Source organism: Mesorhizobium sp. M0140, from assembly GCF_040322475.1.
Lineage (GTDB): Bacteria > Pseudomonadota > Alphaproteobacteria > Rhizobiales > Rhizobiaceae > Mesorhizobium.
In genome coordinates, this window is record NZ_JAMYTM010000040.1 from 31,197 (window position 1) to 51,678 (window position 20,482).

22 protein-coding genes and 1 pseudogene are annotated in these 20,482 nt (G+C 60.9%); 6 read left to right on the forward strand and 17 right to left on the reverse strand.

Annotated elements, in window-relative coordinates:
- Positions 1-9 precede the first annotated feature (9 nt).
- The 12 genes and pseudogenes from NKJ37_RS28240 to rpoZ all read right to left on the reverse strand — a co-directional run bounded on the left by NKJ37_RS28240 (position 10) and on the right by rpoZ (position 10,230).
- Positions 10-1,167, reverse strand: a complete 1,158-nt coding sequence (locus tag NKJ37_RS28240; RefSeq protein WP_023812874.1) for a porin — start codon at positions 1,165-1,167, stop codon at positions 10-12.
- Positions 1,168-1,717: 550 nt separating this feature from the next.
- Complete coding sequence (locus tag NKJ37_RS28245) at positions 1,718-1,849, reverse strand: hypothetical protein (protein ID WP_352609815.1); 132 nt, start codon at positions 1,847-1,849, stop codon at positions 1,718-1,720.
- A gap of 45 nt (positions 1,850-1,894) precedes the next feature.
- Positions 1,895-2,616, reverse strand: a pseudogene (locus NKJ37_RS28250) (phosphotransferase).
- A 5-nt stretch (positions 2,617-2,621) separates the two neighbouring features.
- Complete coding sequence (era, locus tag NKJ37_RS28255) at positions 2,622-3,548, reverse strand: GTPase Era (protein WP_128303038.1); 927 nt, start codon at positions 3,546-3,548, stop codon at positions 2,622-2,624.
- Complete coding sequence (gene rnc / locus NKJ37_RS28260; RefSeq protein WP_352441267.1) at positions 3,545-4,297, reverse strand: ribonuclease III; 753 nt, start codon at positions 4,295-4,297, stop codon at positions 3,545-3,547. The genes era and rnc overlap by 4 nt, the downstream gene beginning before the upstream one ends.
- A complete protein-coding gene (gene lepB / locus NKJ37_RS28265) occupies positions 4,297-5,046 on the reverse strand; it encodes a signal peptidase I (protein ID WP_013532585.1) in 750 nt (249 codons plus the stop codon). Before lepB ends, rnc begins: the two co-directional genes overlap by 1 nt.
- Before the next feature lie 78 nt (positions 5,047-5,124).
- Positions 5,125-5,538 carry a holo-ACP synthase gene (gene acpS / locus NKJ37_RS28270; protein WP_023812868.1) on the reverse strand — a complete coding sequence of 138 codons (414 nt, stop codon included), beginning with the start codon at positions 5,536-5,538 and terminating at the stop codon, positions 5,125-5,127.
- Entirely contained in the window at positions 5,535-6,134 is a 600-nt protein-coding gene (locus NKJ37_RS28275; protein WP_128303036.1) for a DUF2062 domain-containing protein, read from the reverse strand. The genes acpS and NKJ37_RS28275 overlap by 4 nt, the downstream gene beginning before the upstream one ends.
- A gap of 255 nt (positions 6,135-6,389) precedes the next feature.
- Positions 6,390-6,791: a VOC family protein gene (locus NKJ37_RS28280; protein WP_352775973.1), complete on the reverse strand. Its 402-nt coding sequence runs from the start codon at positions 6,789-6,791 to the stop codon at positions 6,390-6,392.
- Positions 6,792-6,841: 50 nt separating this feature from the next.
- Complete coding sequence (pyrE, locus tag NKJ37_RS28285; protein WP_352775975.1) at positions 6,842-7,420, reverse strand: orotate phosphoribosyltransferase; 579 nt, start codon at positions 7,418-7,420, stop codon at positions 6,842-6,844.
- A 51-nt stretch (positions 7,421-7,471) separates the two neighbouring features.
- Complete coding sequence (locus NKJ37_RS28290; RefSeq protein ID WP_023812864.1) at positions 7,472-9,700, reverse strand: RelA/SpoT family protein; 2,229 nt, start codon at positions 9,698-9,700, stop codon at positions 7,472-7,474.
- Between the two features lie 128 nt (positions 9,701-9,828).
- A complete protein-coding gene (gene rpoZ / locus NKJ37_RS28295; RefSeq protein WP_023812863.1) occupies positions 9,829-10,230 on the reverse strand; it encodes a DNA-directed RNA polymerase subunit omega in 402 nt (133 codons plus the stop codon).
- Positions 10,231-10,554: 324 nt separating this feature from the next.
- Between rpoZ and NKJ37_RS28300 the strand changes: the two genes are divergently transcribed.
- The 4 genes from NKJ37_RS28300 to NKJ37_RS28315 are packed head-to-tail and all read left to right on the forward strand — an operon-like array spanning position 10,555 to position 12,470.
- Positions 10,555-11,136: a LabA-like NYN domain-containing protein gene (locus NKJ37_RS28300; protein ID WP_023812862.1), complete on the forward strand. Its 582-nt coding sequence runs from the start codon at positions 10,555-10,557 to the stop codon at positions 11,134-11,136.
- 11 nt (positions 11,137-11,147) lie between these two features.
- Positions 11,148-11,804: a uracil-DNA glycosylase gene (locus NKJ37_RS28305; protein WP_128303033.1), complete on the forward strand. Its 657-nt coding sequence runs from the start codon at positions 11,148-11,150 to the stop codon at positions 11,802-11,804.
- Between the two features lie 58 nt (positions 11,805-11,862).
- Positions 11,863-12,174: a type II toxin-antitoxin system RelE/ParE family toxin gene (locus NKJ37_RS28310; protein ID WP_023812860.1), complete on the forward strand. Its 312-nt coding sequence runs from the start codon at positions 11,863-11,865 to the stop codon at positions 12,172-12,174.
- On the forward strand, positions 12,165-12,470 hold the full coding sequence (locus tag NKJ37_RS28315) for an addiction module antidote protein (protein ID WP_023812859.1): 306 nt from the start codon (positions 12,165-12,167) through the stop codon (positions 12,468-12,470). Before NKJ37_RS28310 ends, NKJ37_RS28315 begins: the two co-directional genes overlap by 10 nt.
- A 55-nt stretch (positions 12,471-12,525) precedes the next feature.
- Here the strand turns inward: NKJ37_RS28315 and NKJ37_RS28320 are convergent, their stop codons facing one another.
- The 3 genes from NKJ37_RS28320 to dapA are packed head-to-tail and all read right to left on the reverse strand — an operon-like array spanning position 12,526 to position 14,635.
- Positions 12,526-13,233, reverse strand: a complete 708-nt coding sequence (locus tag NKJ37_RS28320; RefSeq protein WP_352775979.1) for a glycoside hydrolase family 25 protein — start codon at positions 13,231-13,233, stop codon at positions 12,526-12,528.
- A 15-nt stretch (positions 13,234-13,248) separates the two neighbouring features.
- Positions 13,249-13,728 (reverse strand): SsrA-binding protein SmpB, encoded by a 480-nt coding sequence (gene smpB, locus NKJ37_RS28325; protein WP_013532594.1) that lies wholly within the window; start codon positions 13,726-13,728, stop codon positions 13,249-13,251.
- A gap of 25 nt (positions 13,729-13,753) precedes the next feature.
- Positions 13,754-14,635: a 4-hydroxy-tetrahydrodipicolinate synthase gene (gene dapA / locus NKJ37_RS28330; RefSeq protein WP_352775982.1), complete on the reverse strand. Its 882-nt coding sequence runs from the start codon at positions 14,633-14,635 to the stop codon at positions 13,754-13,756.
- A gap of 245 nt (positions 14,636-14,880) precedes the next feature.
- Here dapA and NKJ37_RS28335 point away from each other — a divergent pair, with 245 nt between their 5' ends.
- Together NKJ37_RS28335 and NKJ37_RS28340 are read left to right on the forward strand one after the other, a co-directional pair.
- The gene (locus tag NKJ37_RS28335) at positions 14,881-16,932 is read left to right on the forward strand and encodes a lytic transglycosylase domain-containing protein (protein WP_352775985.1); all 2,052 of its coding nucleotides are present in this window, start codon (positions 14,881-14,883) and stop codon (positions 16,930-16,932) included.
- Between the two features lie 276 nt (positions 16,933-17,208).
- Complete coding sequence (locus tag NKJ37_RS28340; protein WP_352441275.1) at positions 17,209-18,108, forward strand: alpha/beta fold hydrolase; 900 nt, start codon at positions 17,209-17,211, stop codon at positions 18,106-18,108.
- Positions 18,109-18,167: 59 nt separating this feature from the next.
- On the opposite strand, the gene NKJ37_RS28345 is transcribed toward NKJ37_RS28340, so the two are convergent.
- A complete protein-coding gene (locus NKJ37_RS28345; RefSeq protein ID WP_352775988.1) occupies positions 18,168-19,262 on the reverse strand; it encodes a tyrosine-type recombinase/integrase in 1,095 nt (364 codons plus the stop codon).
- Between the two features lie 237 nt (positions 19,263-19,499).
- Positions 19,500-20,482 (reverse strand): porin (locus NKJ37_RS28350; RefSeq protein WP_352775991.1); only part of this gene is annotated, 983 nt, incomplete at its 5' end.

The window sequence follows — 20,482 nt, forward strand, 5'->3', positions numbered from 1 at the left end:
GTCGATCTGTTAGAAATTGCGCTGGAAGCGAACGATGCCGCCGACGCTGCTCTTCTTGTCGGCCTTGGTCCAGTTGTTGAAATCGAAGTCGTCGAATTTTCCTGCATTGAGGTAATCGACTTCGGCCGTGATCGTGTAACCGGGGACGATGGTGTAGGCAACGTTGGCCGCGACGCCGAGGTTCTTCCAGTCGTCATAGGAGACCTGGGCGTTGAACGAGGTCTTGTCGTTGAACTTGTAGGTGCCGCCGCCCCAGATCGCCCAGTTTCCGCCCCATGGCTTGTATTGGGTACGGCCTGTGCCGAAGTCGTTGATGTTGTCGTTGGTGCCGTAGCCGCCCATGACGAACAGCGTCAGTTCCTTGCTGACGTTGACGTCCAGACGGACCTTGCCGGACACTTCCTCATAGTTGCTGTCATAGGCCACGACGCCGGTGATCGCACCCCAGTCGCCCTTGTACTTCAAACCGCCGACAACATGCGGAACGTAGCTGTCGATCGTGTTGACGGCGGTGCCTTCTTCGAGCGAGACCACGCCCGTGAAGCCGCTGCCTGCGTCGAAGTAGTAGCTGATGAGGTTGGTATCCTTGACACCATACGGGATGAGCGTGTCCTGGATGACATTGCCGGCATAGCCGATGAACTGGTCGTATACCGTTTCATCCTTGCCGACCCGCAGGCCACCGAGCTGGATCCAGGCGAAATTCAGCGAAGTCTTGCTGGTTCCATCTGCCTTGTTATTGCCGGCTTGCCAGCCAGTGCTTGAGCTTCCGTCATAGTCGCCAGAGGAGTTGCCGAACTGGAACCGGGTCTCGGTGAAGGTCTTCAACGTGCCGAGCTCGGTTTCCTGGCCGGTATAAGTCCTCAGCGTGAAGCGCATGTTCTTGTAATAAGTGTCGTGTCTATCGCCGTCCATGTGATCGGCAACGTTGTTGACACCATCGAACGTGCCGGAATCGCCGACGCCCATGTCGTAGCGGAGATAGCCGCCGATGCGCAGGCAGGTCTCGGTGCCCGGGATGTAGAAGTAGCCGGCGCCATAGACGTCGCAAATCTTGACGTATTCGGCAGGTTCCGGCTCGGCAACGACGACAGCGTCCGCGGCGCGCGCGCCGCTGGCCGCGATCAGGGCCGCGGCTGAGCCGAGAAGGAGGCTCTTGATGTTCATTTTCTGACCTCTCCAGTCATAGTTATAAATGGCTTCGGATTTGTGGCTGGCGGCAATGTTTTCCCGCCTCACCCCCACAGCGAAAAAGGCTCGCATCGCTCGCCCTTTTCAGCGGCGAACATACCCATCGATCATCTGTCTTCAATGACGATTTCTCGAATAATGCCAATTCCTTGAACAGATTAATACTGTGTTGCACAAATAACACTTGCGAATCCGACGAGTGGCACAACTGGCACAATGTCATTTATTAAATATATATACCGATACTTTCGCGGATAAATACAATTGTGACGTGCTATATTTCCAAAATGACCGCATAATGCGGAATATCTACCTGATTTACGCCGAAATCGCCTGAATCTTGCCGCCCCCTTTATCGTCAGATGCCGCCGATCCGCCAAACCCACTTTGATACCGAGGCGAAAAGCGGGATGACGCCTCCAAGCCTGTCTGCCTCTTCCAAAGCGATCGAAACCCCCTGGAGCGCTGTCGCGTCGCTGATTGTGACAGCAGTCAACCGTTGAAGGCGATTCCTTCGCGACGCCTCTCAGTCGACCTTGGCGACGCAGGCGACGTGGTCGCCCGCCTCGATCAGGCGGATCGGCACTCCATAAGTCCGGGAAAGCGTCGTTTCGGTCAGAATGTCCCTGGTCGCGCCATGCGAGGATGGTTCGGCCACAGGATCAGGATCTGGTGGGCGAGAGCGGCTTGAACGTTTGGCGCCTCACGCCCCGTGCGCGTGATCGGCAAGCACTTCATCGATCACATGACGGGATCTTTCAACCTCGACAGGGTTGACGTCGATCTGCCCGGCAACCGTGATCAGCGCCTTCCAAAGCGTCCAGCCACGACCGCGCGCCCACATCGCCCCGTCGGCCGGAAGGCCGGCACGAAACGCCTCCCGGCTTTTGCCTTCCAACAGCGTCCACGCAATCGCCAGATCGCAGGCGGGATCGCCGACGCCGGAGGTTCCGAAGTCGATCACCGCGCTCAACCGGCCTTGCCTGACCAGCAGGTTTCCCCAACTGACGTCACCGTGGAACCAGACCGGTGCACCGTGCCATTGTGCGGCAAGTGCTGCCTCCCACACCGCGCTGGCGGCGTCCGTATCGATCTTGCCGTCGAGGGCGGCAATCGCTTGCCGGGCCTCGCCATCGTAGACGCTGAGTGCTCCGCCGCGAAAGAAATTGTGCTGTCCCGGCGCCGGTCCGCCGGCAGCGGCAACAGAGGCGCCAGTCTCGGCAGCCAACGATGCTCCTTTTCCACCTGCAGGGAATAGGCCCCGGCACTCGGCAGCCGCACGGTCATCTCGTCACCGAGATGAAAGGTCCTGTTGTCCCAGCCGCCTGATGCAACCGGCCTGATCGCAAGATCCTTCCACTTGGGAAACTGCGTGGCGATCAATCGGCTGACAAGTGCTATGTCGATATTCGGCTTGCTGACCATCGAGCCTAGCGCGGAAACTCGAGCCCCATCTCGCGATAGCGCTCGGGGTCGTCGCCCCAGTTCTCGCGCACCTTGACGAACAGGAACAGATGCACCTTCTGTTCGAGAATGCCTGCTATCTCCATCCGCGCCGCCTGGCCGATGGCGCGGATGGTCTCGCCCTTGTGGCCGAGAACGATCTTCTTCTGGCTGTCCCGCTCGACATAGATGGTCTGGTCGATGCGCACCGAGCCGTCCGGCTTCTCTTCCCATTTCTCGGTCTCGATATGCGAGGAATAGGGCAGTTCCTGATGCAGCCTGAGATAAAGTTTTTCGCGGGTGATCTCGGCCGCGAGCTGGCGCATCGGCAGGTCCGAGATCTGGTCTTCCGGATAGTACCAGGGACCGACCGGCAGAGCCTCGGCCAGGTAATCGAGCACGTCCTTGCAGCCGGAACCAGTCAGCGCCGAAACCATGAAGGTGCGCTTGAACGGCACCCTTTCGTTCGCTGCCGCCGACAGAGCCAGCAGCGCTTCGTGCTTGACGCGGTCGACCTTGTTGAGGATCAGCACCATCGGCTGGCGCACATCCTTCAGCCGTTCGAGGATGGCGTCGGCGTCGCCCCTGATGCCGCGCTCGGCGTCGATCAAAAGCAGCACGATATCGGCGTCCTTGGCCCCGCCCCAGGCGGTGGTCACCATCGCCGTGTCGAGCCTCCGCTTCGGCTTGAAGATGCCGGGCGTGTCGACGAAAACGATCTGCGCATTGTCATGCGTGGCGATGCCGCGCACGATGGCGCGGGTCGTCTGCACCTTGTGGGTGACGATCGACACCTTGGCGCCGACCAATTGGTTGACCAGCGTCGACTTGCCCGCATTGGGCGCGCCGATCAGGGCAACGAAACCGGAATGCGTGGGGGCAGCTTCCGTTGCCGGTTCTTCGGTGGCGGTCATGCCGCACTCCCTTCACTTGAGCGCGCGCGCTCCGATTTTTGGGCCGATGTGGTGGTCCAGACGCCTTCGCGCAAAAGAAATGCCGAAGCCGCCGCTTCTTCGGCCACCCTGCGGGAGCCGCCAGTACCGCTTATCGGCGCAAAGCCACGGACCTGCAAGGACACGGTGAAGACGGGCTGGTGGTCCGGGCCTTCGCGTTTTTCGATCACATATTCGGGGCGCGCATCGCTGGTCTTGGCAATCCATTCCTGCAGATCGGATTTCGGATTGAGCGGTTTTGCGATCACCGTATGAGAGCGCGGTTCCCAGTAGCGCAGGACGAACCGCCGCGCGGCCTCGATGCCACCGTCGACGTAAACCGCCGCGATCAGAGCTTCGACCGCATCCGCGAGGTAGTTTCCGCCTGAGCCACGCGACCGCATCTTCAAGGCAGCATCGGCCCGGACCAGATCTTCGAGCTGCATTTCGATGCCGATTTCCGAGCATGTCCGCGCATCGACCAACGCATTGAAGCGCGGGGCGATTTCACCTTCCGGCGCATTAGGAAATTTCTCGAAAAGCATATCGGCGACGACGAGCCCGAGCACGCGGTCGCCAAGAAATTCAAGACGTTGGTTGTTGGTGGCCGCCTTGACGGCGCTGGAATGCGTCAGGGCGGTCTCGAGCAAACGGACATCCTTGAAGACGTGGCCGGTCTTGGCCTTCACCAAACCGGCCAGAGTTTCGCCTGTCGGACGCTTCAAAGCCATCAATTGACGAAGTGGAACAGGCGCGAAGCGCGCATCAGCGACGGCCATTTCCAGATTTCGAGAGGGCTCGCCTTGCCGGCGATCGAGAAGAAAACAAGATTGGCGCGGCCAACCAGATTTTCCGCGGGAACGTAGCCGACGGTGAAACGGCTGTCCGCGGAATTGTCCCGGTTGTCGCCCATCATGAAATAGTGGCCGGGCGGCACGTCGAATTCGCGGGTGTTGTCGCCGATCGAGTTCGAATTCAGGTCGAGCGTGTCGTAGCTGACGCCGTTGGGCAAGGTCTCACGATACACATCGATCGGGCGCGATTCCTCGGTGATGTCGGGATTGTCGATCTGGCCTGTTTTCACGCGCGGCACGCCGACGCCGTTGATGAAAAGCTGGCCGTCCTTGACCTGGATCTTGTCACCCGGCAGGCCGACAACGCGCTTGATGTAGTCGACGGACGGATCAGGCGGGAACTTGAAAACCGCTACGTCGCCGCGCTTCGGCTCGGAGCCCCAGATGCGGCCTGAAAAAATATCGGGTCCGAAAGGCAGCGAGTAGCGCGAATAGCCGTAGGACCATTTGGTGACGAACAGATAGTCGCCTTCCAAAAGCGTCGGCCGCATCGATCCCGACGGGATCGAAAAAGGCTGGAACAGCAGCGTGCGGATGACCAGGGCGAGCAAAAGCGCCTGGACGATGACGCTGACGGTCTCGCCAAGCCCGCCGGATTTCTTCTCGGATTTTTCAGCCACGCTCATGTCGTCCTCGATTGTGCGTTGGATGGTATAGAGTCTCGGCGCGCGCTGGGCAACGTCAATGCCGGTCGTCAGAGGCAATCAATGTGGCGCTTCTTCGACGGGCAACGCCTCGATGATCACAAAGGCTTGAGCGAGCGGGAAATCATCCGTGATGGTGAGGTGGATCGCCGCCCGGTGGCCCTTTGGCAGGATTTTGTCCAGCCTGGCCTGCGCTCCTCCCGTCAGCGCCATGGTCGGCGCGCCACTGGGCAGGTTGACGACACCCATGTCGCGCCAGAACACGCCCTGCGCCAGACCGGTGCCCAGCGCCTTGGCGCAGGCCTCCTTGGCAGCGAAACGCTTGGCATAGGAGGCAGCACGCGCCCGCCGGTTTTCGGAGCGGGCCTGTTCGATCTCGGTGTAGATTCTCTGGATGAAGCGCTGGCCGTGACGCTCCAGCGACTTTTCGATGCGTCTGATGTCGATCAGGTCGCTGCCGATGCCGATGATCATCGCGCGGTGGAACCGATGCTTGCGCCGGGATGGGACGATTGCGCATGCCGGCTTGCACGCTCGGCCAGACGCTTGCGCCGCTGTTCGCGGAAAGCGTTCATGCCCCAGCGCGTGATGGCGTAGAACAGCAGCCCGAAGGCGAGCCCGAGCGGAACCGCGCCGATCAGCATCGGTTCGAGGACCGGTTTCCACAATTGCGCGAAGGAGAGATTATGCAGCATCTCGCCCAGATGTGCCGGCGGCCCATGCGTCGGCAGGCGGTCATGCAGGATGAGCTTGCCCGTTTCCCACGACGCGCCCCATAGCAACGGGAAGGTCAGCGGGTTGCCGAAAAAAACCGCGCCGAGAGCGGCCGCCACCAGATTGCCGGCGATCACCCAGCACAGGAGGGCAGCGATGATGAAATGGAAACCGACGGGAAAGAATGAAGCGAAGACACCGGCCGCAACACCGGCCGCAACCGCATGCGGTGTGGCCTTCAGCCGCAGGATGCGCTTGGAAAAATACTGAAGCGAGCGCGAAAACGAGCGGCGCGGCCAAAGGTAGGTACGCACCCGCTCATAAAGGCCATCAGGCTTGCGGCGTCGAAAAAGCACTCTGTTCCCGTTCCACAGCGCCCGCAACGGCACCTTCAGCCGGGCGTGGCAGCCACATCTTGCGCTTGACTATCACCCTATGGCAATCGCCACCTTATATAACGACGCGCTGGCGCAAGAACAACCAAACACCTTCTATGCGCCGCGCTTGTCGCCGCCCTTCGGGGCGGCAGGTCTTGCTTCGAACATTGGATAATCGCGGCGAATTTAGGGAACCGGCAGTCGCATCGCCGAAAGGCGCATCGCCGCCGGCGGCTACCGCAGGTATTCGCTGACCTCGACCAGATTGCCGTCTGGGTCACGGAAATAGACCGACATCATAGGACCTCTAGCCCCGACACGTTCGACCGGGCCGAGTTCCACCGCCACACCATTGGCCGCGAGGCGGGCACGGACCTCATCCAGTGGCCGGTCGGTGATCAGGCAGAAATCACCTGATCCTGATGTCGGCGACTTCGCCTTGGGCTCGAAAGTGCGGCCGACCTCATGCACATTGATCTTATGGGTCCCGAAAGCCAGCGCCGTCGGCCGATCCGCCGCGTCGATGCGCTCAAAACCCAGCACGCGCTGGTAAAACTCACAGGTCACTTCCAGCGAAGCGACCGTCAGCACGAAATGATCGATGCCGGCGATCATTTCCAATCTGTCTTCACGCATGTCGCTTTCCCCAAAACCGCCGCACACTGTTGGGCGAAAAAAATGCCCCGTCAGATGTTGCGGCTGCCGGGCTTGATCGCCGGGATGGCGGCAAGCTCCGGCGGCAGCCGGTCGACCGGATAGGCCGGGACCTCATACTCGGCAAGCGCGATGAGCGGCACACCGACATCGGTCTTGCCGGCCGAACGATCAATGATGCAGGCCGCGGCCATCACCTCGGCGCCAAGATCGCGCAGGCACTCGATGGTCTCACGGATCGACAGGCCAGTGGTGACGATGTCGTCGACGATGACGACACGCGAGCCCCTGGCGATCTCGAAGCGGCGCAAGCGGAACTTGCCGCCTTCCCGCTCGACCCAGATCGCCGGCACGCGGAGATGACGCGAGGTCTCATAGGCCGGGATCAGCCCTCCGATCGCCGGGCCGACGACATAATCGATCTTGCCTGGCACGCCAGCGCGGATCTTCTCGGCCAACGCCTTGCACAGAAGCTCGGTCTTGTCGGCATGCATGAACACGCGCGCCTTCTGCAGGAAGACCGGACTGCGCAGGCCCGAGGTCAAAATGAAATGCCCTTCCAGAACAGCACCCGCCTCGCGGAAAATGCCCAGCACTTCATCGGTGTTCATGTCTGCCTCTTTTTTGATTGACCACGACTTTGTCCGAAACCGGAGCATGGTCTAGCCATTGACGCGTCTTGCGTCGCTGACGCTCGAATTGTCCTTGAGCTGCGACAGCAGCCGGTTGAGGTGCTTTAGATCCCAGACTTCGAGATCGATCAGCATTTCGGTGAAGTCGGGAGCAGTGCGCACCATCGACAGCGTATGGATGTTGGCGTCGTTCGACGCAACCACCTGCGCTATATCGGCGAGTGACCCCGGCGCGTTGATGGCGGTGACCGATACGCGCGCCGGAAAGCGTTCCTTGGTGCGCTCGTCGATGTCCCAGCGCACGTCGATCCAGCGCTCGGGCTGATCGTCGAACGCCTGCAGCGCCGGCGACTGGATCGGATAGATGGTGATGCCGGTGCCGGGCTGGACGATGCCGACGATGCGATCGCCAGGCACTGCCCCTTCCGGCGCGAAGCGCACCGGCAGATCGCCGCGCACGCCGCGGATCGGCACGGCGCCATCGCGTGGCTGGTCCTTGTCCTTGCGCGCGGCGCGACCCGGAATCTGGAACAGCATGCCGGCGGCATTGCGGATTTTCGACCAGCCCTCCTCGCGCGGCTTGGGGACGGCCGTGGTGACGCGCTCATCCTTGTAGTCGGGGAATACCGCCTTCATGACGTCGGTGGAGGCGAGCTCGCCGCGCCCGACGGAGGCCAGCACATCCTCGATGTCCTTGCGCGCCAGCCTGTGCAGCACCTGCTTCAGGCTCTCCTTGGTGAAGGTCTTGCCGGCACGCTCGAAGGCGCGCTCCAGGATGCGGATGCCGAGACCCGAATATTGCTTGCGGATGGCGTTCTTGGTGGCACGGCGGATGGCCGAGCGCGCCTTGCCGGTGACGACGACCGATTCCCAGGCCGCCGGCGGCACCTGCGCCTTGGAGCGGATGATCTCGACCTCATCGCCGTTCTTCAGTTCCGTCATCAGCGGCATGATGCGGCCGTTGACCTTGGCACCGACGCAGGTGTCACCGACATCGGTGTGCACCGCGTAGGCGAAGTCGATCGGTGTCGCGCCGCGCGGCAGCGCAATCAGCATGCCTTTCGGGGTGAAGCAGAACACCTGGTCCTGAAACAGTTCCAGCTTGGTATTTTCGAGGAAATCCTCGGGATTGTCGCCTTCGGCAAGCTGCTCGATGGTGCGCCGCAGCCAGGCGTAGGCGTTGGTTTCCTTTGAAATCGCGTGGGCGGCGCCATTCGTCTTGCCGCCTGTGTCCTTGTAGATCGAATGCGCGGCGACGCCGTATTCGGCGATCTTGTTCATCTCTCGGGTGCGGATCTGCAGCTCGACACGCTGGCGCGACGGGCCGACAATGGTGGTGTGGATCGACCGATAATCGTTCTGCTTCGGCGTCGAGATGTAGTCCTTGAAGCGGCCCGGCACCATCGACCACGCGGTGTGGATGGCGCCAAGCGCCCGGTAACAGTCCTCGACCGTGTCGACGACGACGCGGAAGCCGAAAATATCCGAGAGCTGCTCGAAGGACAGTGCCTTGGCCTCCATCTTGCGGAACACCGACCACGGCTTCTTCTGCCGGCTCTTCACGCCGGCGTTGATCGCATGCTTCTCGAACAGCGTGGACAGCGCTTTTTCGATGTCCGTCAGCACGCCCTTGTTGCGCTCGAAGATTTCGGCAAGCCGTGCGGTGACGGCGCGATAGGCCTCCGGATTGATGAAGCGGAAGGCGATCTCCTCCAGCTCCTCGCGCATGCCTTGCATGCCCATGCGGCCGGCCAGCGGCGCATAGATATCCATCGTCTCCTCGGCGATGCGCAGGCGCTTGGCTTCCGGCATGTGGTCGAGGGTGCGCATATTGTGCAAACGGTCGGCGAGCTTGACCAGCAGCACGCGGACATCTTCCGAAATCGCCAGCAGAAGCTTTCTCAGGTTTTCCGCCTGCTCGGCCTTCTTCGAGACGAGATCGAGCTTCTTCAGCTTGGTCAGGCCCTCGACCAGCTTGCCCATTTCGGGGCCGAACAGATCGTCGATCTCGGCCCGTGTGGCGGTCGTGTCCTCAATCGTGTCGTGCAGCAGGGCGACCGCGATCGTCGCCTCGTCCATATGCATCTCGGTGAGGATGGCGGCGACTTCGAGCGGGTGCGAGAAATACGGGTCGCCGGAAGCGCGCTTCTGGTGGCCATGCTTCTGCATGGCATAGACATAGGCCTTGTTGAGCAACGCCTCGTTGACGTCAGGCTTGTAGCGCTGGACGCGCTCGACAAGCTCATACTGACGCATCATGGGCGGGATCTCGCGGTGCTGAAATGATTGATGCGCCGCACTAGCGTACGGCGCATCCCATAGATAGCCACGAAACTGACTGGACGGAAGTGCCGGAAACGTATTCCAGGCAGGTCCAGAGCGCTGGCTTAGTAGTCGTCGCTCTTTTCCGGCGGCACCAGGCCCTCGATGCCGGCCAGGAGGTCTTCCTCGGTCATCCGGTCGAAGGTGACGTTCTCCTCGGTGTCATCGGCGTCGGTGGCCGCAACGGCGGCGCCGGTCTGATCGGCAATCGCCTCGCCGTCGGCTTCGGGCTCGTCGACCTCGACATGCTTCTGCAGCGAATGGATCAGATCTTCCTTGAGGTCGTCGGGCGAAAGCGTCTCATCGGCGATCTCGCGCAGCGCCACGACCGGGTTCTTGTCGTTGTCACGCGGCACGGTGATCGGCGCGCCCTGGCTGATCTGGCGGGCGCGGTGGCCGGCCAAGAGCACCAGCTCGAAGCGGTTGTCGACCTTGTCGATGCAATCTTCAACGGTTACGCGGGCCATGGATTGCCCCTTTCATGCGATGGATTTGATGGAAAACAGGCGCGGTCCATAACCCGAACGCCGCCAAAATACAAGCATCATGGCAATGGCCGGGCTGCATGGCGCCCAAACCTTGGTTCAAACACCCGATTTGGCAAAACCTGTCTGTGGTTATGTGTTCGGTGTCCCGATCACAATTGCTTGCAGTACCGCACGCACCCTTGGATTGCCGCGAAACTGGCGCTATCTCGGATGGCATGGAGGTCAGCCGGTTTATTATGAGCCTGACCGAACGCTATCGCATTTCGTTTAGACGGCCGTTTATTTCGAGAAGGAATATTTTCCATGTTCGACCCTCGTGAAAAAATCGCCCTATTCATCGACGGCGCCAATCTTTACGCGACGTCGCGTGCACTCGGCTTCGACATCGACTATCGCAAGCTCCTGTCGAGCTTTCAGAAGCGCGGCTATCTGTTGCGCGCCTATTATTACACGGCGCTGGTCGAGGATCAGGAATACTCCTCGATCCGTCCGTTGATCGACTGGCTCGACTATAATGGCTTCAAGGTGGTCACCAAGCCGGCCAAGGAGTTCACCGACTCGACCGGTCGCCGCAAGATCAAGGGCAATATGGACATCGAGCTTGCGGTCGATGCGCTGCAGCTCGCCGATGTCGTCGACCACTACGTCATCTTTTCCGGCGACGGCGACTTCCGCACGCTGGTCGAGGCGTTGCAGCGGCGTGGCCGCAAGGTGTCGATCGTCTCGACCATGGCCTCGCAGCCGCCGATGATCTCCGACGACCTGCGCCGCCAGGCCGACCATTTCATCGACCTGATGACATTGAAGAACGAGGTCGGCCGTGATCCCTCCGAGCGGTCGGTGCGGCGGCCCGAGCCGGCCGAAGTCGACGAGGACGATTACTGAGGCCAGTCGCCTTGACCGCCCTTTCCGCCTCCGAACCCGGCCGCGATTGCCCGCTCTGCCCGCGGCTGCATGACTTCATCGCCGAATGGCGGCAGCGCGAGCCGTCCTGGTTCAATGCGCCGGTGCCGACTTTTTTGCCTCCCGAAGGTGACGCGACGGTCCAACTGCTGATCGTCGGGCTGGCGCCCGGCCTTCGCGGTGCCAACCGAACGGGCCGCCCGTTCACCGGCGACTATGCCGGCGACCTGCTCTACTCGACGCTGATTTCGCACGGTTTTGCACGCGGCGAATTCAAGGCCAGACCCGACGACGGATTGGAGCTTGTCGGCACCGCGATCACCAACGCGGTGCGCTGCGTGCCGCCGGAGAACAAGCCGGTGGGCGCAGAGATTGCCACCTGTCGGACATTCCTGGTGCCGACGATCGCGCGGTTCCCCAATTTGCGCGCCGTGCTGGCACTGGGATCGATCGCGCACCAGTCGACCGTGCGGGCACTGGGTGGGCGCGTCGCCGCCTACCCGTTCAAGCATGGCGGGCAGCTGCCGGCCGGTGGCGTCACGCTGTTTTCGAGCTATCACTGCTCACGCTACAACACCAATACCGGCGTGCTGACCGAGGCAATGTTCGTCAGCGTTTTCAGCCAGATAGCGGCGTTCTTGGGCAAGTAGGCACGATAAGCAATCAGCTTCTCCCCTTGACAATAGTCAACCATGGTTTACAGTTACCATGATGCAGGTTTTCGAAACCGATACATTCAAACGCTGGCTCGAAGACCTCCGCGACGCGCAAGCAAAAGCCCGCATTGTTCGGCGCATCGACCGACTGACTGTAGGCAATCCGGGAGACGTCAAGCCCGTTGGCGAGGGCATAAGCGAAATGCGGATCGACGATGGTCCTGGCTATCGCATCTATTTCCTCCAAGCAGGCAACTTGTGCGTGCTGCTCCTTTGCGGTGGCGACAAAGGAACGCAAAGCAGAGACATCGCAGCCGCAAAAAAACTCGCCAAGGAATGGAAGGACAAGGCAATATGGCAATGAAAGTCACAGCCTTTGACGGGGCCGAATATCTCGACACTCCAGAGGCAATCGAAGCATATCTGGCAGCGACGTGCGAAGATGGCACCGCAGCGGAGATTGCTCATGCGCTTGGCGTCATTGCGCGTGCGCAGAACATGACGAGACTTGCCGAGAAAGCCGGTATGACGCGACAGGCTCTCTACAAGGCCCTGAGCGGCGAAGGGAATCCCGAATTCGCAACGATCATGAAAGTGGCCGAGGCGCTTGGTCTGAAACTGACCTTCGTGAGCGCGCAGGCAGGACGGAACGCTGCGTAACACGAATCAGCGCGCCGACATTTGGTTCTCCATCTCGCCAGCGGAATTCGTCTGATCAAGGTGCAGCGAACAGCTCGGCCAATTTCTCCGGCCCACCCTGCAGCACATTCAGGTCGACATCGCCGTTGATGCCGTCGACGCGACCCCTGTTGTGGTACTGCCAGTAGGCCCAGTCGTCGCGATCCGGCTCCAGGAGCAATGAGCGGAGCCAGAGCGGACGGGCAGCAATCCGCGCTGCATACGCTTCCGCTGCGTCGTCGGTCAGATAGACCACCGCCGGCTTGCCGAACGCCGCCTCGACTGGAGCGAGGAACGCGGCCAGTTCGGCGTTCAATTGTTCGGGCGTCGGCCGCTGCGGGCAGTTGCCGCCGAATTCGATATCGACCACGGGTGGCAGCAGGGGCTGATCGTGCGGCACCACCGAGATGAAATTCTTCGCCTGGTCCGCACCCGGCCGGCAAAAGGTGAAAAAGTGATAGGCGCCGACGGCGAGACCGGCGGCCCGGGCCTCTTCCAAATTCCGTGCGAAAGCATCATCGACATGATCGCCGCCTTCGGTCGCCTTGATGACGGCAAAGGCGACATCGTCGGCGGCTACGCGCCGCCAATCAATCTGGCCCTGATGATGGGAGACGTCGATGCCCCTGACCGGATATTTATCGCGATCCGGCGAGAATGTGCGGAAGTAGAGATAGCCGCCTGCCGTGATGAGGCACACCGAGACCAGGCTCGCTAGACCGAAAAGAACAATCCGGTTCGTCAAGCGAATGGCCCCAGCCTACCCACGCTCTTTTAAGAGCCGGCCCTTCTCGCGCGACCAGTCGCGCTGCTTCTCGGATTCGCGCTTGTCGTGCAGTTTCTTGCCGCGGCCGACGGCGAGCAACAGCTTGGCGCGACCCTGGTCGTTGAAATAGATTTTCAGCGGCACCAGCGTCATGCCTTCGCGGTCGACACTCTGCGACAGTTTCGCCATCTCGCGCTTGTTGAGCAGCAGCTTGCGGCGCCGGCGCGGCTCATGGTTGAAGCGGTTGGCCTGCAGATATTCCGGCAGATAAGAGTTGATCAGCCAGATCTCGCCGCCTTCGACCGAGGCATAGCTGTCTTGGATGTTGGCTTGGCCCTGGCGCAGCGACTTGACCTCGGTGCCGGTCAGCACCAGACCGGCCTCGACCGTGTCGAGCACCTCATAGGAAAACCGCGCCTTGCGGTTTTCCGAAACGGTCTTGTTGTTGGGATCGGCTTTTCTGACTTGATTCATGATGCGGAGAGGTGGCGCCTCATCCCTAATTAATCAAGCCGGCGTGCTTCATCGCCGCATCGATCTTGTCGGCGGTCGAATGTTCGACCGTCATTAGCGGCGAACGCAGCACATTTTCGACCTTGCCCAGCTTCGACAGCGCATATTTCGCCCCGGAAACGCCAGGTTCGATAAAGATCGCCTTGTGCAGCGGCAGCAGACGATCTTGCAATTCCAGTGCCTTGGCGCTGTCGCCGGACAGCGTCGCCTCCTGAAATTCCGCGCACAGCCGCGGCGCGACATTCGAGGTCACCGAGATGCAGCCGACGCCGCCATGCGCGTTGAATCCAAGCGCCGAAGCATCCTCGCCCGAAAGCTGGATAAAATCCATGCCGCACGTGGCGCGCTGCTCGGAGACCCGTTCGACCTTGCCGGTGGCATCCTTGACGCCGACAATGTTCTTGAAGTCGTGCGCAAGCCGCCCCATCGTCTCCGGCATCATGTCGATCACCGAGCGCGGCGGGATGTTGTAGATGATGATCGGCAGCTTGGTCGCCCTGGCGACCGCCGCGAAGTGCTCGTACAGGCCGCGTTGTGTCGGCCTGTTGTAATAGGGCGTGACAACGAGTGCAGCATCCGCACCGGCCTTCTCGGCATACTGCACGAGGCCGACCGCTTCCTCGGTGTTGTTGGAGCCGGCGCCGGCGACGACCGGAACGCGGCCCTTGGCCACCTCGATACACACCTTGACGACCTGGCGGTGCTCGTCATGCGACAGCGTCGGCGACTCGCCGGTGGTGCCGACCGGCACCAGTCCAGTCGTGCCCTCGCCGAGTTGCCATTCGACGAATGCGCGAAAGGCTTTCTCGTCGAAACGCCCGCTCTTTTCGAACGGTGTCACGAGCGCAGTAAGCGAGCCTCTCAGCATATCGTCCAACTCCTTGGCACTTCTATTTTGTGTCGGTGTTTTGTTGTGCGCGCCTTCTAGCCGAAAGCGAAGCGGCGCACCATAGTCTCGACATGGTTGCACGGCAAGCATTGCCATGGTGCCAGCAAGCGCAATTCGAACGGCCTCGATAACTCTTTGTTTACGAGCTCTTCACGACCTAAGTTTAGGCTTCGAGGCATCTCCGCCTGCTTGTGGAATGCCAGGACAAGGAAGATTTAAGGATCATGCCGGGCGGTCGGCCTCACATTCTCGCGCTGCTTGGCGCCACGCTCGCGCTGATGCCGGGCATGGCGATCAGTGGTAGCGTGGACGTACGGGTCACCTCAGCCATTCCGATGCCAGGCGCGGCAATTGCGCTGCCTGACCTGCAGGGCAGGATCCCACAGCCGCCCTTGCCCGACGTCGCCCCCTTGAAAAGCGGGCTGGATGCGTTGGCGGCGGGCGATAGTCCCCGCGCTCGTGGTGTGCGCGATGGCCTTCCCGCTCAGTCGCTCGACCAGCATATCCTTGCCTGGGCGATCGCGCTTTATGGCGGCGACAAGATTCCGAGCGGCGATATCACTGCTGCGGCCAAGATGCTGCCCAATTGGCCGGGCACCGTCACCCTGCGCAAAAACAGCGAACGCGCACTCTATCGCGAGAACCCTGCCCCCGATGCCGTCATTGCGGCATTCGACGGCGGCCAGCCGCAGACATTCGAAGGCGTGATGGTTCTTGCCCGCGCCTATGTGGCGTCAGGCAATATCAAGGCGGCACGTTCGGTGCTGTCGCCCTTCTGGCGCACCGCGATCCTGGAGGCCAAGGACGAGGCGGCGCTGATCAAGGAATTCGGTAGCCTGATCCCGGCCGCCGACCACCGCTTTCGCATGGAGCGCATGTTCTATGCCGACCGTGCGAATTCCGCCCTGCGTGTCGCCGGCCTTGCCGGTGCCCAGCAGCTCGCCGATGCATGGGCGGCGGCCGACAAAGGCGACAAGAACGCGCCCAAGCTGCTGAAGGCCGTGCCGGCAATGCAACGTTCGGCCGGCTACTTCTTCGCGCAGGCCGAATATCTGCGCAAGCAGGAGGATTTTGCCGGCGCCGCGGCCATTGTGATGCAGGCGCCGACCGATCGCGAAGCTCTGGTCGATCCGGATGCCTGGTGGGTCGAGCGCCGGGTGCTGTCGCGCGAACTGGTAGACCAGGGCGACATGAAGACCGCGTACAAGATCGTCGCCACACACGCCGCCGAAAGTGCCACCAATGCGGCGGACGCCGAATTCCATGCTGGCTGGTACGCGCTGCGCGGCCTGAACGACCCAAAAACCGCGGCCAGTCATTTCGCTCGCATCGCGGACCTCGCCCAGGGGCCGATGACGCTGTCGCGCGCCTATTACTGGCTCGGCCGTGCCGCGGAAGTCGGCGGTCCGGGCAATGCCAAGGACTATTTTGCGCGCGCCGCTGCCTATGGCACGACATTCTACGGCCAGCTTGCCGCCGAACGCGTGGGGCGGCAGGCGCTGAACATCGTCTATCCCTCGCCAAGTGCAGCCGACCGGCAGAATTTTGCCGGCCGCGAGGCCGTCAGCGCCATCAAGCGGCTGCAGGAGGCGGGCTACGACCGCTATGCCGAGACGCTCTATCGCGACCTTGCCGGGCAGTTGACCAGTCCGGGAGAACTGGCGCTGCTGGCTGTCCTTGCCGAAAAGCAAGGGAACCATTTCATGGCGCTGAAAATCGGCAAGATCGCCGGGGCGCGCGGCATCGATGTCGGCGCATTGTCGCATCCGCTCGGCGTCATTCCCGATTCGGCCGACATTTCCGGCTCGGGCAAGGCGCTGGCCTATGCGATCGCCCGCCAGGAAAGCGAATTCAACATCGGCGCCGTGTCGAGCGCCGGCGCGCGCGGGCTGCTGCAGCTGATGCCGGGAACCGCAAGGAAACTGGCGAAGAAGGCCGGGCTGCAGTTTTCACAAACACGGCTGACCACTGATGCCGGCTATAACGCGACGCTTGGTTCGGCCTTCCTCGGCGAACAGCTCGACCGCTTCAACGGCTCCTACGTGCTGACCTTCGCCGGCTACAATGCCGGCCCCAACCGGGCCAGCCAGTGGGTGGCCAGGTATGGCGACCCACGCGGCAAGGACATCGACGCGGTCGTCGACTGGATCGAGCGAATTCCCTACACGGAAACCAGAAGTTACGTTCAGCGCGTGATGGAGAATTACGAGGTCTACAAGATGCGTATTTCGGGCAAATACGACATTGTCGGGGATCTGGTGAACGGGCGGGGTTGACGGCTCAAGAGGCGACTTCGTCGAAGCTGGAGATCTCCCCCTTGCGGGGGAGATGCCTGGCAAGGCAGAGGGGGGGGTGCTGTCCCTCGGCCTATCAGTTCAATGGCTCATTCCCAGTAATGGGCCAAGGTTGGCAATCCTTCACACCCCCCTCTGGCCTGCCGGCCATCTCCCCCGCAAGGGGGGAGATCGGCAGCTTCAGCGCCCCGCCCTCTATTTGACCATCCCCGCGCTCGCCTGTAGCAGTCGGCTGAGGCATGGCGGAAGAGAATCCAGATGTCGAGCACCAAAGGCTTTTCCGACTTCTTCTTCAGCGCACCCGATGGGCTACGCCTTCATGCGCGCATCTATGGTGAGGCCAATACCGGATCCTGGCCGGTTGTCTGCCTGCCTGGCCTGACCCGCAATGCCAGGGATTTTCACGAGCTGGCGCTCTATCTGTCGACGGATGCGGCAACTCCGCGAAAGGTCGTCGCCTTCGACTACCGTGGGCGCGGGCAGTCAACCTATGATCCCGACGTCAAAAATTACAATGTCGGCGTGGAGGCCGGCGACCTCCTGGCCGGGCTGACGGCGCTGAACATCGGAGAAGCGGCCTTCATCGGCACCTCGCGCGGCGGGCTGATCATCCATGTGCTCGGGATGATGCGGCCATCCGTCCTGAAAGCCATTGTTTTCAACGACATCGGACCGGTGATCGAGACGGCCGGGCTTGCCCATATCCAGTCTTATCTCGAGCGCGACCCGGGACCGAAAACCCGCACGCAGGCGGCGGCCGCCCAGCGCAGCGTGCATGGCGAAGACTTCCCCGCCCTTGCCGGCGCCGATTGGGATCGCATGGTCTGGGCTCTCTACCGCGAAACGGATGGTGGGCTGGTGCCGGATTTCGATCCGAAGTTGGTGGATACCGTGGCGAGCCTCGATCTGACGCAGAAGCTGCCTGATCTATGGCCTCAATTCGAGGCGTTGGCCGCCATCCCGTTGCTCGCCATACGTGGTGCCAATTCGAGATTGCTGTCCATGGACACGCTCAACCAGATGAGAGAGCGACATTCCATGATGGAGACGATCACTGTCGAGGGCCAGGGCCATGCGCCATTCCTGGAGACCGGCAGCCTGCCGGGCGACATAGCCGCTTTTCTCGACCAAGCCGAACGCAGGAATATCTCGAAGTAAATCCCATGACCAAACAAGGTCACGGGATAGCTACAATAGTATAGACAGGATTCTTCAGCCTACTTGGCTTTTGAATTTTTCCGAGCCGCTTTCGGCGACTCTTTTGCGGCGGCGGCTGCCTCATCCCTCTTTTTTCGCCCTGCCGTCGGCGACGAAGGCGTCGTCACGGGCGAAGAAAACATGGAGCCTTCAGCGCGATTGCCGCCCGGCTGAGTCGATCGAGGCGTTTCCAGCACGATGACACAGCCATCGAGATCGTTGGTGGCCAGATGCGCGTAGCGCATGGTCATCGACAACGTCTGATGGCCGAGCCACATCTGCACGCGCCGGATGTCGATGCCGCCCTGGACAAGACGCGAGGCGCAGGTATGGCGCAGTATGTGCGGCACCACCTGATCGTCGGCGCCGAGACCGACTTCGGCCTTCGCGTCGTTCCAGATGGCACGAAACTGTGCCTGGCTGAGCTTGGTGAACGGTCCTTTGGGCCGGCGACCCTCAGTGGGAGGCAGCTTGATGACCTCCTTGACCCGCTCGGTCATCGGGATGGTGCGGCTGCGGCCGGATTTGGTGATCCAGAAACTGACGCGATGCTCCTGGATATCGTTCCAGATCAGCCCAAGCGCCTCGCCGAGACGGCATCCGGTGTCGACCAGGAAGACGGAAAGCCTGTAGGCATCCTCGCTGCGGCTCTTGATGGCGGCGAACAGCCGCGCCTCTTCGTCCCTTTCGAGGAAGCGAATCCGACCCGCCCGCTCCTTCTGGCGGCGGAACTCGGGCAGGCTGTGGATATCCCCCATCTTGTGAGCCTTGCGCAGCAGTTTGCTGAGGGCAGCCATCTTTCGATTGATGGTTGCGTTGCTGTTGCCGCGCTGGCGCAAGGTGCCGATAAGGTTGTCCAGGGTACTTTGGTCAAAGGCGCTGAAACGCTCCCCAAGGAGAATCTCGTCTATTTCGCCGATGAACGAGCTGACATTATACTTATGCCGCCCATCATCCCATAATATGTCCCGATATGCTGAAAAAAGATCTCCGACCCGATGCGACTTTACTTCTCTAATCTTGTTGTAGGTGTATCGAATCTTCGGACTTTGAGAAGAAAACATCGAAAAATGATCAGAGGTCTCGCCCTCTTGAATCGCTTCGTTCGTCATCATTTGCCACACCCCCGAGTGGGATAGGTCAGCCCTACCCGCTTGGAAGCGTCCTTTCAAGAGATTTTAATCACGCAGTTGTGATTTCATCCGCCCATCAGCGGATCCCACGAAATCACCCCACGGATTTATTCAGCTACCGTTACCCCCATCCTTCCGTTTGCCTTGATCCAGTCACGAAACAAAAACAGCCCGGGCGTTGTGCGCCCGGGCTGGATTTCACCTGTAAGGAACCAGCCCTTAGAACGAGCGCTGGAAGCGGAGGATACCGCCGATGCTGCTGTCATCGTCAGCGCCGGTCCAGTTGGACGCCGGGAAGCTGCCCGCATTGACGTAGTCGACTTCGGCCGTGACCGTGAAGCCGGGAACGACGTCATAGGCGATATTCGCCGCGATGCCGAGGTTCTCGTCTTCATCATACGACACCTGGGCGTTGAACGAGGTCTTCTCGTTGAACTTGTAGGTGCCACCGCCCCAGACTGCCCAGTTGCCGCCCCACAGCTTGTACATGGAGCGACCACCGCCGAAGTCGTTGATATTATCATCAGTGCCGTAGCCACCCATGATAAACAGCGAAAGTTCATTCGTGGCGTTCACATCCAAACGAACCTTTCCAGCAACTTCTTCGTAATTGCTGTCATAAGCAATGACACCGCTGATGCCACCCCAACCCTGCGTCCACTTCACGCCGCCAACGACATGAGGGACGTAGCTGTCGATCGTGAAGTCGCCATAGCCTTCTTCGAGAGAGACCACAGCCGAGAAGCCGTTCCCAGCGTCGAAGTAGTACTGAATCACGTTCGTGTCGAAGCCACCATAAGGAACGAGCGTATCCTGGATGACGTTGCCAGCATAACCGGTAAACGTATCGAACGCCGATTCGTCCTTACCGACGCGCAGGCCACCGAGCTGGATCCAAGCGAAATTAAGCGAAATGCCCTTATTGAAGGCTTCGTCGCTAAAATTCGTGTTGCCGAAATTGATACGAGTCTCGGTGTAGGTCTTCAAGGTACCGAGTTCGGTCTCCTGGCCGGTCCAGGTCTTCAGCGTGAAGCGTGCATTTTTTCTCCAGGTATCCTGGACGTCACCATCCATCCGGTCGATAGCACGAGCACCATTAAACGAACCAATGTCACCAGCGCCGATGTCATAACGGACATAGCCGCCGATGCGCAGGCAGGTTTCGGTGCCGGGGATGTAGAAGTAGCCAGCGCCGTAGACGT

Coding starts and splice junctions, on each gene's coding strand:
- NKJ37_RS28240 (WP_023812874.1), bottom strand. CDS start 1,167: ATGAACATCAAGAGCCTCCTTCTCGGCTCAGCCGCGGCCCTGATCGCG.
- era (WP_128303038.1), bottom strand. CDS start 3,548: ATGACCGCCACCGAAGAACCGGCAACGGAAGCTGCCCCCACGCATTCC.
- rnc (WP_352441267.1), bottom strand. CDS start 4,297: ATGGCTTTGAAGCGTCCGACAGGCGAAACTCTGGCCGGTTTGGTGAAG.
- lepB (WP_013532585.1), bottom strand. CDS start 5,046: ATGAGCGTGGCTGAAAAATCCGAGAAGAAATCCGGCGGGCTTGGCGAG.
- acpS (WP_023812868.1), bottom strand. CDS start 5,538: ATGATCATCGGCATCGGCAGCGACCTGATCGACATCAGACGCATCGAA.
- NKJ37_RS28280 (WP_352775973.1), bottom strand. CDS start 6,791: ATGCGTGAAGACAGATTGGAAATGATCGCCGGCATCGATCATTTCGTG.
- pyrE (WP_352775975.1), bottom strand. CDS start 7,420: ATGAACACCGATGAAGTGCTGGGCATTTTCCGCGAGGCGGGTGCTGTT.
- NKJ37_RS28290 (WP_023812864.1), bottom strand. CDS start 9,700: ATGATGCGTCAGTATGAGCTTGTCGAGCGCGTCCAGCGCTACAAGCCT.
- rpoZ (WP_023812863.1), bottom strand. CDS start 10,230: ATGGCCCGCGTAACCGTTGAAGATTGCATCGACAAGGTCGACAACCGC.
- NKJ37_RS28300 (WP_023812862.1), top strand. CDS start 10,555: ATGTTCGACCCTCGTGAAAAAATCGCCCTATTCATCGACGGCGCCAAT.
- NKJ37_RS28310 (WP_023812860.1), top strand. CDS start 11,863: ATGATGCAGGTTTTCGAAACCGATACATTCAAACGCTGGCTCGAAGAC.
- NKJ37_RS28315 (WP_023812859.1), top strand. CDS start 12,165: ATGGCAATGAAAGTCACAGCCTTTGACGGGGCCGAATATCTCGACACT.
- smpB (WP_013532594.1), bottom strand. CDS start 13,728: ATGAATCAAGTCAGAAAAGCCGATCCCAACAACAAGACCGTTTCGGAA.
- dapA (WP_352775982.1), bottom strand. CDS start 14,635: ATGCTGAGAGGCTCGCTTACTGCGCTCGTGACACCGTTCGAAAAGAGC.
- NKJ37_RS28335 (WP_352775985.1), top strand. CDS start 14,881: ATGCCGGGCGGTCGGCCTCACATTCTCGCGCTGCTTGGCGCCACGCTC.
- NKJ37_RS28340 (WP_352441275.1), top strand. CDS start 17,209: ATGTCGAGCACCAAAGGCTTTTCCGACTTCTTCTTCAGCGCACCCGAT.
- NKJ37_RS28345 (WP_352775988.1), bottom strand. CDS start 19,262: ATGATGACGAACGAAGCGATTCAAGAGGGCGAGACCTCTGATCATTTT.